The 11,787-nt window shown below is 43.1% G+C and carries 18 protein-coding genes; 14 read left to right on the forward strand and 4 right to left on the reverse strand.

All coding sequences use genetic code 11. The features are described from left to right. Together LDL35_RS05500 and LDL35_RS05505 are read left to right on the forward strand one after the other, a co-directional pair. A partial coding sequence (locus LDL35_RS05500; protein ID WP_304020250.1) for an AIR synthase-related protein occupies nt 1–301 on the forward strand: 301 nt, incomplete at its 5' end. A gap of 2 nt (nt 302–303) precedes the next feature. Next, a complete protein-coding gene (locus LDL35_RS05505; protein WP_304020252.1) occupies nt 304–1,152 on the forward strand; it encodes a phosphoribosylformylglycinamidine synthase subunit PurQ in 849 nt (282 codons plus the stop codon). A 202-nt stretch (nt 1,153–1,354) separates the two neighbouring features. Here the strand turns inward: LDL35_RS05505 and LDL35_RS05510 are convergent, their stop codons facing one another. Further along, the gene (locus LDL35_RS05510) at nt 1,355–1,762 is read right to left on the reverse strand and encodes a hypothetical protein (protein WP_304020253.1); all 408 of its coding nucleotides are present in this window, start codon (nt 1,760–1,762) and stop codon (nt 1,355–1,357) included. 107 nt (nt 1,763–1,869) lie between these two features. On the opposite strand from LDL35_RS05510, the gene LDL35_RS05515 reads away from it, so the two are divergent. The 10 genes from LDL35_RS05515 to LDL35_RS05560 all read left to right on the forward strand — a co-directional run bounded on the left by LDL35_RS05515 (nt 1,870) and on the right by LDL35_RS05560 (nt 8,475). After that, nucleotides 1,870–3,603: an ABC transporter ATP-binding protein gene (locus tag LDL35_RS05515; RefSeq protein WP_304020255.1), complete on the forward strand. Its 1,734-nt coding sequence runs from the start codon at nt 1,870–1,872 to the stop codon at nt 3,601–3,603. Then, on the forward strand, nt 3,600–3,758 hold the full coding sequence (locus LDL35_RS05520) for a hypothetical protein (RefSeq protein WP_304020256.1): 159 nt from the start codon (nt 3,600–3,602) through the stop codon (nt 3,756–3,758). Before LDL35_RS05515 ends, LDL35_RS05520 begins: the two co-directional genes overlap by 4 nt. 22 nt (nt 3,759–3,780) lie before the next feature. Further along, complete coding sequence (locus LDL35_RS05525) at nt 3,781–4,392, forward strand: QueT transporter family protein (protein ID WP_304020277.1); 612 nt, start codon at nt 3,781–3,783, stop codon at nt 4,390–4,392. 222 nt (nt 4,393–4,614) lie between these two features. Further along, nucleotides 4,615–5,235, forward strand: a complete 621-nt coding sequence (locus tag LDL35_RS05530) for a DUF998 domain-containing protein (protein ID WP_304020258.1) — start codon at nt 4,615–4,617, stop codon at nt 5,233–5,235. Continuing rightward, nucleotides 5,232–6,176, forward strand: coding sequence for an ABC transporter ATP-binding protein (locus LDL35_RS05535; RefSeq protein ID WP_304020260.1), 945 nt, complete (start codon nt 5,232–5,234; stop codon nt 6,174–6,176). The genes LDL35_RS05530 and LDL35_RS05535 overlap by 4 nt, the downstream gene beginning before the upstream one ends. Continuing rightward, nucleotides 6,173–6,988: an ABC transporter permease subunit gene (locus tag LDL35_RS05540; RefSeq protein ID WP_304020262.1), complete on the forward strand. Its 816-nt coding sequence runs from the start codon at nt 6,173–6,175 to the stop codon at nt 6,986–6,988. The genes LDL35_RS05535 and LDL35_RS05540 overlap by 4 nt, the downstream gene beginning before the upstream one ends. Nucleotides 6,989–7,215: 227 nt before the next feature. Next, entirely contained in the window at nt 7,216–7,512 is a 297-nt protein-coding gene (locus LDL35_RS05545; RefSeq protein WP_304020263.1) for a DUF4258 domain-containing protein, read from the forward strand. Beyond that, nucleotides 7,509–7,763 (forward strand): type II toxin-antitoxin system MqsA family antitoxin, encoded by a 255-nt coding sequence (locus LDL35_RS05550; protein ID WP_304020265.1) that lies wholly within the window; start codon nt 7,509–7,511, stop codon nt 7,761–7,763. The genes LDL35_RS05545 and LDL35_RS05550 overlap by 4 nt, the downstream gene beginning before the upstream one ends. 166 nt (nt 7,764–7,929) lie before the next feature. Next, nucleotides 7,930–8,229 (forward strand): hypothetical protein, encoded by a 300-nt coding sequence (locus LDL35_RS05555; RefSeq protein WP_304020266.1) that lies wholly within the window; start codon nt 7,930–7,932, stop codon nt 8,227–8,229. Beyond that, nucleotides 8,230–8,475, forward strand: a complete 246-nt coding sequence (locus tag LDL35_RS05560; RefSeq protein WP_304020268.1) for a hypothetical protein — start codon at nt 8,230–8,232, stop codon at nt 8,473–8,475. A gap of 602 nt (nt 8,476–9,077) precedes the next feature. On the opposite strand, the gene LDL35_RS05565 is transcribed toward LDL35_RS05560, so the two are convergent. Then, nucleotides 9,078–9,485 carry a PIN domain-containing protein gene (locus LDL35_RS05565; protein ID WP_304020270.1) on the reverse strand — a complete coding sequence of 136 codons (408 nt, stop codon included), beginning with the start codon at nt 9,483–9,485 and terminating at the stop codon, nt 9,078–9,080. After that, nucleotides 9,485–9,742, reverse strand: a complete 258-nt coding sequence (locus LDL35_RS15280; RefSeq protein WP_369694887.1) for a DUF2281 domain-containing protein — start codon at nt 9,740–9,742, stop codon at nt 9,485–9,487. Before LDL35_RS15280 ends, LDL35_RS05565 begins: the two co-directional genes overlap by 1 nt. 171 nt (nt 9,743–9,913) lie before the next feature. Here LDL35_RS15280 and LDL35_RS05570 point away from each other — a divergent pair, with 171 nt between their 5' ends. Both LDL35_RS05570 and LDL35_RS05575 read left to right on the forward strand, forming a co-directional pair. Beyond that, nucleotides 9,914–10,273 carry a hypothetical protein gene (locus tag LDL35_RS05570; RefSeq protein ID WP_304020271.1) on the forward strand — a complete coding sequence of 120 codons (360 nt, stop codon included), beginning with the start codon at nt 9,914–9,916 and terminating at the stop codon, nt 10,271–10,273. Next, nucleotides 10,263–10,586, forward strand: a complete 324-nt coding sequence (locus LDL35_RS05575; RefSeq protein ID WP_304020273.1) for a hypothetical protein — start codon at nt 10,263–10,265, stop codon at nt 10,584–10,586. Before LDL35_RS05570 ends, LDL35_RS05575 begins: the two co-directional genes overlap by 11 nt. Nucleotides 10,587–10,649: 63 nt before the next feature. On the opposite strand, the gene LDL35_RS05580 is transcribed toward LDL35_RS05575, so the two are convergent. Continuing rightward, on the reverse strand, nt 10,650–11,078 hold the full coding sequence (locus tag LDL35_RS05580) for a hypothetical protein (protein ID WP_304020275.1): 429 nt from the start codon (nt 11,076–11,078) through the stop codon (nt 10,650–10,652). Nucleotides 11,079–11,787 lie beyond the last annotated feature (709 nt).

Below are 11,787 nucleotides of genomic sequence, written 5' to 3' on the forward strand. Positions count from 1 at the left end.
CCACGGTGGGCTTGCCGTTGCCCTTGCCAAGGTTGCAATCGGCGGAAAACTGGGTCTGGATGTCACCCTTTCCGGAGAACTGCGACCAGATGTCCTTCTCTTTTCAGAAACACTGGGGCGATTCATTGTCACGGTTGATCCTGATAAGAAACGCTCATTTGAACTTGCTATGGGATCTGACGCAACCCTGATTGGCAGGGTAACCGGGAAGAACCTGCAGATAACCGGCCCCTCACTCCATATCTCTGTTCCGGTCAGCGAACTTGAATCAGCGTATAAGAAACCATTCGGAGGGTACTAATTATGAATCATATAGCGACAGGAAAAGCCTCCGGACAGAAGGAGCAGGAGTTGATCCCTGATAAGGCGCTTATTATGAGCGGGTACGGCATCAATTCAGAGATGGAGACCAGGGAGGCGCTTTTACGTGCCGGTATGGATGCAGACATCATTCACATCAACGATCTTATCGACCGGAAATACCGGATGTGCGATTATCGGCTGCTGGTTTTCCCTGGGGGCTTCTCCTATGGTGATGATACCGGAGCAGGAAATGCCTATGCCAACCGGGTCAGGAATAATCTCTGGAATGATGTGACTGAATTTCTTGAGGAGGATAATCTGGTCCTTGGTATCTGCAACGGGTTTCAAATCCTTGCAAATCTTGGGCTTGTACCGGCATTTAACAAGCAGTACAAACGAGATATCGCCCTTATGCCAAACCGGAAGGGAGTGCTTGAGTGTCGGTATGTGACCATTAAACCAGCTGCAGAAACCCTCTGGACGAAGGGAATAGAACGAATAGTCTGTCCGGTCTCTCATGGAGAAGGGAACTTTTCCTGTTCAAAGGAAGTGCTCACCGAGCTTCGGAACCGGAAGATGATAGCCTTCACCTACTGCCGGGAGAATCTGAAACCAGCCGACGGAGAATATCCCTACAATCCGAACGGATCGGTCGCAGACATTGCCGGAATCACCTCCGCAGACGGAAAAGTTCTTGCCATGATGCCTCATCCTGAACGGGCGATGGAGTTTGTCAATGAATATGACTGGCCATTACAGAAAGAGAGACTCCGCCGTCAGCAGCAGCAGGTTCCGACCGAATCAGTGAATATGAAATTATTCAGAAATATCGTTGAGTATTTCAGATAATCCTCATTAGGAAATACATAGGGTTTTTCAGATCGATGAAGAGCAGTTTCCTTTCCACGGGAGTTGTAATATAGATGCAGATAATATATATGCAGATGGTCAGATCCTATGCATATCGAAAAAATTTCTCAAAAAATAACGAACTGGCGAATAGTCATCTCTCCGGACTATCTGGCCCTATGAATCAAATAAAAAGAAAATTTTATGTAATTCTGTAAAATGTATCAATTGCAACCCGAATCGGATCATGATCAGAACGGTATGTCAACTCAAATTCATCCGGGCCGATGATCTTTCCATTTGAATATCCGTTATTCTGTTCTGCAAGTGACAACTCAGTTCCGTCTGCACTGATCACTCCGGCAAGTTCCCGGATAACTTTTGTGCCATCACTCTTCTGATATAAGGAATATCCAATAATTATCCGGTCCTTCTGCTCAGTAATATTCACAAAGAATAATCCGCTATCTATATCAGAAAACCCCTGACCACTCGTATATTCAATATACGGCCCGGTCCAGTTCCCGACCAGATTAGGAATTTCAGCGGTCGTAATTCCTGCCAGACCACCAATCAGACCTATAAGCAACACTGCCATTAACCCTTTCATACGATAGGATTACTCCCTGAAAACATAAATTTACCGACCAACCCCGGACCATCAGAACAAGATATGTTCAATAATGCTATGTACAACCTGTGCCTATACTATTTCATGTGGAAAAAGAACCCCTGATAGTCCTCTCTGACTTCTCTTTTACCTACCAGAACTCAAAAGACTCTGCATTGTCCAATATCTCACTGACCATCTGTCCGGGAGAGGTCATAGGAATTATGGGAGCAGGTGGTGCAGGAAAATCCACATTTGCCTATGCACTCAGCGGCCTTATCCCTGATTTCATACCAGGCAATTACCAAGGGATAGTCAGAATTGACAACAGAGATCCCATGACCGCTCCTCCCCGGAACGTAGCAGAGACGGTCGGTCTGGTATTTCAGGATTTTGAATCACAGTTGTTCTCCTCATCCTGTGAACTTGAGATTGCCTTTGCCATGGAGAACAGAGGGATCAGTCGCACTCTGATGCAGGAACAGATATATCGCATTCTTCATCAAATCGGTCTTCCCGGATATGAAATCCGGGCTCCCTCATCACTATCAGGAGGGCAGAAACAACGGCTGGTAATTGGTGCAGTCCTCGCTCTCTCACCGGAAATTTTGTGTCTAGATGAACCGGTCACAGATCTGGACCCGGTTGGAAAAGAGGAGATCTTCTCACTCATTGCCTCAATCCGAAGGAACGGAAACGACCACCAGAGTGACAATAAACCGGTAACCAGTATAATCATCGAACATGAGACCGAAGAGATGACCGCCGTTGATCGGCTGATCTTACTTGAAAACGGGAGGATTGTTGCGAATGGGGCGGTTCAGGATGTGATGCAGGACATTTCGCTCTTCCGACGATTGGGAATCATGCCTCTTCCCGTGATTGAGTATTTTCATGATCTTTCACTCTGCCTGTCACGTGTCCCGTTGACCATTTCTGATGCCATTTCCCTCTATCATGAAAACCATCTCACTCTTGATACCACACGCTATCAGGAGATTATCCGGCAGGAGAAGAACCGATCCCAGACGTATGGACCGGAAATAATCTCTCTTAAAAATGTACACTTTGGATACGAAGAAAAACCGGTATTACATGATATCAGCCTCACCATCCGGTCACGTGAATGTATTGCTCTTATCGGACCGAACGGATGTGGCAAAACAACACTCTCCCGTCAATTCACCGGACTTTTACATCCGGATACCGGGGAGGTCACGATAGCAGGCCTGAATACCAGATCTCATTCAATTCATGAATTAAGCAGACATATCGGATACGTGTTCCAAAACCCGGATCATCAGATATTTTCTGAAACGGTCTTTGATGAAGTTGCATACGGAGTCCGCCTGCATGGGTTCTCATCCAGTGAAGTGACTTTGCGGGTGAGTGAAGCGCTGGCTGCCGTCGGGTTATCTGGTCACGAGTCTGCAGATCCCTTCTCTCTTCCAAAAGGAGACCGGCAAAGAGTGGCGGTTGCATCGGTCCTGGCATTACGACCAGATATCATCGTCATGGATGAGCCGACTACCGGCCTTGATTATCGGGATCAGGTCAGAATGATGGAACTTATCCGGGAACTCAATCAGAAGGGCCATACCATCATCATCATCACCCATGCCATGTGGGTTGTGGCAAGGTATGTTCATAGGGTCATTGTGCTTAAAGACGGGCAAATTCTCGCCGATGATAATCCCAGATCGATCTTTTCAAATGAGGAGATTCTGGCAAAAGCAGCAATAAAACCACCACAGATAACGGCATTCAGTTCCAGACTCGGATATCCCATGCTCTCGGTTCAGGAGATGGTTTCCGTTACATTCCAAGAGGAGGGAGCATGAATCTTTTTCTGTATGTACATACCCGGTCATGGCTCCATCGGATAGACCCAAGGATAAAGATTTTTTCTGTTTTCTGTGTGGTATGTACTGCCCTCATCGAGCAGGAACTCCTTCCTCTCCTCTTCCTTTGTGCAGTGGTACTTCTGACCGGCTAATTCCCTGCCTCTGGTATTTGGTCTGCTCTTCGGTCCTGCAGGTGCATGGGGCTGTGGGCTTGGAAGTGTGATCAGTGATCTCTTCGGAACCCTGTCACCAGGGACATTATTCGGATTTCTCGGGAATTTTGCAATGGCCTTTGTTCCGTATTATCTCTGGAGAAAGACAGGACTTGTCTCCTCTTCTGATCCAGAACCGTTTCATATCAATACCTGGAAGAAGAGAGTAAATTTTATTCTTTTCGCAGTTCTGTGTGCAATTGTCTGTACACTCATTATTGCCTGGGGACTTCAGCTTCTGGGACTGATGCCATTTATGGTCATTGCAGTAATTCTTCTGGCGAATAATCTCATCCCGACTCTGATACTGAGTCTTCCGCTGATGCTGGTCTTATACCCGCGGATAAAATCATGGGGACTCTTCTGGACCGATGTAATGGGCCAGGAGGGAACCAGACTGAATTCAGTGGGATCGTATGGTGGGACGATAATGATCATTTCAGGGATATGCCTGGGATATACCGGAGGCATCATTGAATGTCTGTATTTTTCAGGGAGCGGGTTGATATCCGGGGGTATCGGGATTGGTATGATCCTTATCGGATCACAGATAAAAAAATTTGATAAAATTTAGAAATTAGATTTAATTCTGACTCATATCAATAATTTTCACCAATACTATTCACATTCATAATTGTAGTCCGAACCATCATCTTCAGAGAGAAATTCAATCACATAAAATTCACGAAGAAAATAGTTAATCATCTATCGACGAATAATCGTTCTTCATTTTTTCACAGACCTCTGGTGATGAACAATACATAATTATGTCCTGAAACCTGATTATTGAGAATAAATGAATACAGGATTTACCGTACCTCCTCTGAAAGAAACATATGCCGGGCTTTTCTTTCTTCTGGCCGGATCTCTCATCTTCATGGGAATTATTACGGCAGAAATATTTTACCCGGCGGGGTACACAACAGCCAATAGTGAAATTAGTGATTTAGGAGCAACCAGACCACCAGACAGTATCTCATACCAGCCATCAGCCACTATCTTTAACGGGACCATGATACTGGCAGGTCTTCTGATAATCGGAGGATCACTCCTCTTGCTCCGAAATAAAAGTGAGAGGGTTTTCAAACTCTTTCATCTTCTCCTCGGTATTGGCGTGCTGGGTGTCGGATTATTCCCAGGGAATGTAGCAGTAATTCATCCCATTTTTGCCTTGATAGCTTTTATCTCCGGAGGGCTTTCCTGTATCCTCTCATGGAAGATGACAAAAAGCCCCCTAAAATTTGTATTTGTAATTCTCGGAGGAGTGACATTACTCTTCTTATTCCTCCAGTCATTCTTTATTCCAATTCTTGGTGACGGAGGTACTGAACGCTTTGTTGCATACCCGGTTGTTATCTGGCTTATCGGGTTTGGCGGATTTTTAACCGGAAAACACGAAACACCGGAGGAGATATGACCACCATAATTCAGGCAGACAATCTTCATAAATCATTTCCCACGACAACGGCTATTGACCACATCAGTTTTGAGGTTCAGGAAGGAGAGGTCTTTGGCCTGCTTGGTCCAAATGGTTCAGGGAAAACAACTCTTGTCCGACTCCTGAACGGTGTTCTTACCCCTACCTCGGGAAGAGCATACGTCTTTGGGAAGGATGTCACAACAGACGGCTCATGGATACGGGCCAGAACCGGCGTTCTTACTGAAACCCCGTCACTATACGAGAGGCTGACGGCGAAGAAGAACCTCTCCTTCTTTGGAAGGTTTTACGGCATTCCAGATGCAGAGATACCAAAACGAACAGACGAGATGCTCTCACTTATGCACCTATCAGACCGGGCTGATGAACCGGTCGGCGGGTTTTCAAAAGGGATGAAACAACGTCTTGCCATTGCCCGGGCACTAATGCATGATCCCCCGGTTCTGTTCCTTGACGAACCGACATCAGGACTTGACCCGGAATCATCCAGGCAGATGGAAGATATTATCCAGGAGCTAGCATCAGACGAACAAAAGACCATCTTTCTCTGCACCCATAATCTTTCCCAAGCAGAACAGTTATGCAGCAAAGTTGCGATGCTCAATACAGGGAAGATTCTTGCAGAGGGAAGTATTCAGGACCTCTCCCGTCGTCTCTTCTCCGCTGTTCCGGTTGAGATGGAATTCCTCCACGAGCCTTCCCCGGCTGTTATTCAGGCAGTCAGAAATACGAGGGGAGCCATGGTTGATTCTGTAAAAGGGAGCACTATCCTCTTTCATGTCACCGAAAAAGAACTCATTCCATCGATTATCAGGGCAGTAATACAGGAGGGAGGAGATATGTTCCGGATTGCCCCACAGGACTACTCTCTTGAGGAGATTTACTTCACCGTCCAGCGACAGGGAGGGATGACCGCATGAATTACCGGATAATCAGGGCAATAGCAGAGAAGGATATCGAGGATGCACTCCATAATCCTATCAATATCTATGGTGCTCTTATCGTTTCATTCATCTTTGCAATCCTTATCCCAGTTCTCATCACCCAGACACCATCATTTGATCCAAATTTCACCGGGCAGGATGCGTTTGATGAGATTGAAGCACTCATCCCCACCCCGCTCCAGTCACTCATCGAGACCCTGACTCCCGAAGCATTGTTCATTGTGATTATCCTGGGATATCTCATCGCTCCTCTCTTTCTGGTCATTCCCCTGATGATCTCCTGTATCATTGCATCAGAGGCATTTGTCGGAGAAAAAGAGCGAAAAACACTTGAACCGCTCCTTTATACCCCGGCAACCGATACCGAACTGTTCCTTGGAAAGATTGCAGCAGCCATGATTCCAGGGATTGTGTATACCTGGATGAACTTTCTCATCTTCGCCCTGATCGTAAATATTGCAGGGCTTCCGATAATGGGTTCATTCTGGTTCCCGACCATGAACTGGATCGTTATGATGAGCTTTTTAGTCCCCGTGATATCTCTTCTGGGTGTATCGGTGACGATTATCATCTCTACCCGGGTCAAAACCTTTATGGAAGCCTACCAGGCGACGGGAATCCTGGTCCTTCTGGTTGTCGGACTGATGATTGCCCAGTCGATTGGGTTATTATTCCTCTCTCCGGAGGTTACCGTGTTTGTTTCGCTCGTGGTATTGGTTGTTGACACTCTTCTGATAAAAGCTGGGATTAAAATATTCAGCCGAAGTGAGCAGATAACAAAGGTATAATTATTTTCTTCCGGAGAATGTTTGTGATCTTCGGTAAGAGGAATATGGTAACCGTATCTTTTTTTAAGGGCTCTTTTCATATGGGTTCTTCATCCTGATGCTTCAATACAGTATAAATATTTTAATAATTCCAAATTCGAACCATACGATACAAATGGTTCAGAAACCAATTATTAAAGAGTCAAATAATGTGCGATCAATCAAAAGATAGCAATTCTTTACGAAATATGTCCTGGATCCAACATGAAACACGCATTTCTATCCGCCGTCATGCTTTTGAGCAGATGTATTTGAGAAGGATATCTGAGGAAGAGGTAGAAGATATTATTCGATCAGGAGAGATAATTGAAAGTTATCCTGATGATTATCCACTACCTAGTGCTCTTATCTATGGATATTCAAAAAACCGATTATTTCATATTGTCGTTGCATTTAACAAGGAAGAGAACGAGATTATAGTAATCACTACATATGAACCAGATGAGATCCATTTTGAATCAGGGAAAAAGAGGAGGTCATTATGAAATGTGCTATGTGTAAGAGAGGTGAAACAAAGCCAGGTGTTACTTCAGTCTTACTCACTCGTGATAATTTTACCCTTGTTATGCGTGATGTACCTGCAGAAATCTGTGATATCTGTGGGGAGGATTATATTGATGGAGAGATTGCAAAGAATCTCTATCATATGGCCGAGAAGATGCAGAAACAAGGTACGCTTCTTGATGTTCGAAAATACCAATACCAGAATGAACCGGTTTGTGCAACTGAGAGATAATTTCTATTTTCTCACTTCGTTAAGAATCATATCAGGTATAATGGAATAGATCTTTTCGTTGACTCATGAGGTAATCTGTAATTTCTTTTTTCCGGAAATGAAATCCCAAACTTGTATCCGAAAATTAAAACGTGGGTGCTCTGGCCTGAGTCTCTTCGGAGCATATATGAACAGGTTATTCTTTTCCGGATTCATCATCCTATTTCTGCAGAGCCCGGTAGGATTTGCCGATGAGATCTCGTCTTCGATTGTGTGTGAGGGTGCAACATGGGTCTTTTCGTCTGTTCAGGGTCAAGATGAACATTATTCAGGGAGTTTTTTCACAACCGATCTCTCTTCTCTCATACGAATTCTTCATCTTGGTGATTCGGTGGAGGTGCTCACCTCCCAGGAATCATCCGGACCGATGGGGATTGACGAGTATTCAGGTTGTGGGTCAAATGCATCAGATGAAGCATCCAGATGAATGTTTTCTCTTCCGGAAAATGTGACGGTGGCCCGGAGTGAGATTGTGGCATCCGGTCTTTTGTCCGGGGGAAGGTATGTTTCGTCACGGGAACTGAGTGATGTTTTGGGAGCCAGATTTCAGGTGAACGGGTCCGGGCTTTTGCTTACGAGGGCAGAATCTGATGGCGGGAACTGGACATTCCGGTTTGGATCTGATATCGGAGGATTGATGAATGTGACCGAACGGATAGTGCTTGGTGATTGAGACGATCGTTTCAGGAATTTCTTTTGGGATTTCGGTGGTGAAATGTATTGAGACTAACGGGATTAGGTATGGCACATCCGAGAGAGCCAGAGGAGGTATTTTTATGATGAAAAAATTAATTATTGTCTTAATAATCTAAATCCTAGTGAATTCCCTGAATCATTTTTAAAAACTGTAACTGAACCACATCTTATCAATATATTATCGAAAGAGACTAATGATAATATTCATCAGTTAATTTTTTCAACTGCTCAAAATTGGGGTTTACAATCCACATTCAAATCTGAATTTTTAATGAGTTAATGACCCTTTTTCTCTTCCTCAGCCACGAAAAAATCATATCTCTCAATTTCAATTCCAACATTTTGATAAATTTCACTGACGTATACTTCAGTTCCGGGATCTCAAATCGGATCAGTGAGACAAATACATATGCAATAACCGATACGATCCAAAAAAAGGGTGACAAGATTACTAGGTATCTCTATCCCGGTTTACTATATGAATTATTTTCTTGCCGGTTGAATCACCATAGGGGTTCCGAGGGGATGTAATTAAAGAAAAGGAAAAAATATGTAACATCATTCAATTTTCCCAAATTATTAAGTAAATTTCTGATTTAATATTTCTTCTGGAGTCACTTTTCTTTCAGGTGTTTTATTAAAATCATTGTCATATGAGAGGATTGTTAAATTTTGACTTTTTGCAATAGCGTATTGGTATGCATCATCAAAATCTAGACCATATGAATCAGATGCATATACTAAGTAATGGAGATACTCCGGAAGTAATGAGATTATTTTCAGTCCACCTGGCTTGAACATATCCTTGGCAAATCGAATATAGAGATCCTTTTTTCCTTTATTAAAAAGATGTAATCCTATTGAATGAAAAGAAAAATCGCTAATAAAGCATGTATTTCCAGGAGTCTGCAGGAATCTCATAACAACAGTTGCATGTTCTCTCCTTAAAAGTAATTCCAGGAGAATGTTTGTGTCAAGGAGGTACATCAAACCTTCAGGGTATGGATCTTATGCTGTAATTCAACCGTAGAAAGAGACGGTTCTTCGTCTTCGAGTTCACCAACCCAGTCAAAGGAAAATTTCTTTTCAGATTGTTGGTACTCTGTGTTTAATTCCTCAATGAATTGAAGGGCCCGATCTCTGAGATCTTGTGGAAGATTTTGAATTACTGATTCCACCTGATCAATAGTAATCATATTAGCATAAATAATTTGAAGGTTCGATGTAATAAGGTATCTGTTCATTTAATCAAATATTTTCATAATGTCGTTTTTACGTTCTTGATTTCATTTACCTCATAAAAATTTTTAGAACTTTCGGATTCACATACATTTCAATCGACCCTTCTCGAATACTTTTTCGATACCTTAAACCACTAAAAGCCCATATCTTTTCATTACCACTGAGGACTAAACATGAAACATTTTTATCTATCCGGAATCCTGCTGACTCTCTGCCTGTTCCTTATATGCACAGGGTTTGCTGAAGAGATCCCTGCTGAAAGCACCCTCCCGGAACTTTCATGGGCTGGGACCTGGACGGATGTAAACTATACGCTTACGCTTGAACAGAACGAATCGGAAGTCACAGGAATTGGGATATCCCAGAATACTGATCTGAACGATCCATTTCTCTTATTCGGAACCCTTTCAGAAGATGGAAAAGAACTCATCGCCATCCTGAAAGACTCAGGCACTCTTACATTAATCCTCTCTGATGACCAGATATCCTTCACCGGAAATGGTACGGTTGATCAGTTTTCGAATGACATTTGAGCCATATACGTATACAACAGAAGGGTCCAGAAACGGCACGATACTCGATCCAGAGAATATCTGGTCAGGAGACTGGCAAACCCAGAATTCATCATTCACCATTCATCAGAGTGGCAATTCCGTAACCGGCACATACTACCTCTTTTCATCTCCGGATGGGTATGGAATATTTGAAGGTCTCGTGTCTGAAGATGGAAAAACACTCTCCACGACTTGGGAATATCCGGATAATGCAACCTTTGCTCTTTCTGATGATGGTATGTATCTTATCGAGACTAATTGCGAGGAAATGGATTATGCCGTAGGAACATGACTCAACCTGACCAGAAAACTTTGAACAGAATCGGTACATGAATAAAAATGAAGGAATGGACCATCAGTTCTGATAAATTAATTTTTTGTGCAGGGTATCATCATCAGGACTGAATGGAACCTTTTCAGGTTTCTTTTCGGGTTTCTTTTCGTGACAGGTCATTTCCTTTTTTTCATTCTCATCTTCTCTAGGTCCGGGACCATGTGAACCATCTTTTGGAGATTTCATCTGATGATGACCTGGACAATTCATTTCATTATCAGGTTTCGTGAATTGAACCATTGATTCTCTCTGCATAGGGTTCAGATGATTTCCCTGATTCATGCCATGATTACCGGGTATCATATTCTGATTATCACCGTTCATAATAATACGTGAATCCTGCTGATTCATCGTGCCCGGTTGAACCATGAAAATAATTGCCGTGCAACCAAACATGATAACGGAGATAATCAGGACAATAAAGCAACCGAATAGTGTTTTATCAACCATATATGGCACCTTTTTTGTCTCCTATTGTCAGATACATGAGTGGAAATATGGATTGTAACTGTTCCATGCAAAGAGGTGGAGAGAGGAGGTGGAGAGATAGGTTGACCAATAGCATTTCTGATAATGACCTTGAATCAGATTTATCATTCAAACGCCCCTCTCATTCCATTGAGGCAGAGAACGAATATTTCCACTACACAGTCATACATCATCAACGGAGGTATAAAAGAAAGTATCAACCGATTATTTTGATATAAGAGCTATTGAGTTGGATATTTCATTCAATCATACCTTGATGCTTCAAACAGAGATCCATCAATTAAACCTGTTTAGGCTGAACAGACGAAAGATCTGAACACCATGTGAATACAGGATTTTTTTCGAACCATCTTCACCATCACCAACTGATAGTATCCAAAATGTGTTGGAAATAGAGATGCCAAATGCTCACATGATTGAACTCTTATTGGACCGGCTCGTATCCTGTCCAGTATAAAACCACAAATAATAATGCCATAAACCTGTAGTAACATATATGAGAAAAGTTTTCATTCTCACCTGCTTCCTCATTGCAACCTTATTTGCAGGAGGAATTACGGTTGTATCTGATGAAATTATCGACAGTTCGTCGTCCATTCCGATTTCATATACGCTGGAAGTAGGAACCATGTTTGCCCCTCCAGCACAGGCCCCACCATATGATGATGAT

Origin of the sequence: Methanospirillum hungatei, from assembly GCF_020216685.1 — an archaeon.
Taxonomy (GTDB): Archaea; Halobacteriota; Methanomicrobia; order Methanomicrobiales; family Methanospirillaceae; genus Methanospirillum; species Methanospirillum hungatei_B.

What these genes read in the sequence shown, in the direction of transcription:
- LDL35_RS05505 (WP_304020252.1), top strand. Translation starts at nt 304, where the DNA reads ATGAATCATATAGCGACAGGAAAAGCCTCCGGACAGAAGGAGCAGGAG.
- LDL35_RS05510 (WP_304020253.1), bottom strand. Translation starts at nt 1,762, where the DNA reads ATGAAAGGGTTAATGGCAGTGTTGCTTATAGGTCTGATTGGTGGTCTG.
- LDL35_RS05520 (WP_304020256.1), top strand. Translation starts at nt 3,600, where the DNA reads ATGAATCTTTTTCTGTATGTACATACCCGGTCATGGCTCCATCGGATA.
- LDL35_RS05530 (WP_304020258.1), top strand. Translation starts at nt 4,615, where the DNA reads ATGAATACAGGATTTACCGTACCTCCTCTGAAAGAAACATATGCCGGG.
- LDL35_RS05535 (WP_304020260.1), top strand. Translation starts at nt 5,232, where the DNA reads ATGACCACCATAATTCAGGCAGACAATCTTCATAAATCATTTCCCACG.
- LDL35_RS05540 (WP_304020262.1), top strand. Translation starts at nt 6,173, where the DNA reads ATGAATTACCGGATAATCAGGGCAATAGCAGAGAAGGATATCGAGGAT.
- LDL35_RS05545 (WP_304020263.1), top strand. Translation starts at nt 7,216, where the DNA reads ATGTCCTGGATCCAACATGAAACACGCATTTCTATCCGCCGTCATGCT.
- LDL35_RS05550 (WP_304020265.1), top strand. Translation starts at nt 7,509, where the DNA reads ATGAAATGTGCTATGTGTAAGAGAGGTGAAACAAAGCCAGGTGTTACT.
- LDL35_RS05555 (WP_304020266.1), top strand. Translation starts at nt 7,930, where the DNA reads ATGAACAGGTTATTCTTTTCCGGATTCATCATCCTATTTCTGCAGAGC.
- LDL35_RS05560 (WP_304020268.1), top strand. Translation starts at nt 8,230, where the DNA reads ATGTTTTCTCTTCCGGAAAATGTGACGGTGGCCCGGAGTGAGATTGTG.
- LDL35_RS05565 (WP_304020270.1), bottom strand. Translation starts at nt 9,485, where the DNA reads ATGTACCTCCTTGACACAAACATTCTCCTGGAATTACTTTTAAGGAGA.
- LDL35_RS15280 (WP_369694887.1), bottom strand. Translation starts at nt 9,742, where the DNA reads ATGAACAGATACCTTATTACATCGAACCTTCAAATTATTTATGCTAAT.
- LDL35_RS05570 (WP_304020271.1), top strand. Translation starts at nt 9,914, where the DNA reads ATGAAACATTTTTATCTATCCGGAATCCTGCTGACTCTCTGCCTGTTC.
- LDL35_RS05575 (WP_304020273.1), top strand. Translation starts at nt 10,263, where the DNA reads ATGACATTTGAGCCATATACGTATACAACAGAAGGGTCCAGAAACGGC.
- LDL35_RS05580 (WP_304020275.1), bottom strand. Translation starts at nt 11,078, where the DNA reads ATGGTTGATAAAACACTATTCGGTTGCTTTATTGTCCTGATTATCTCC.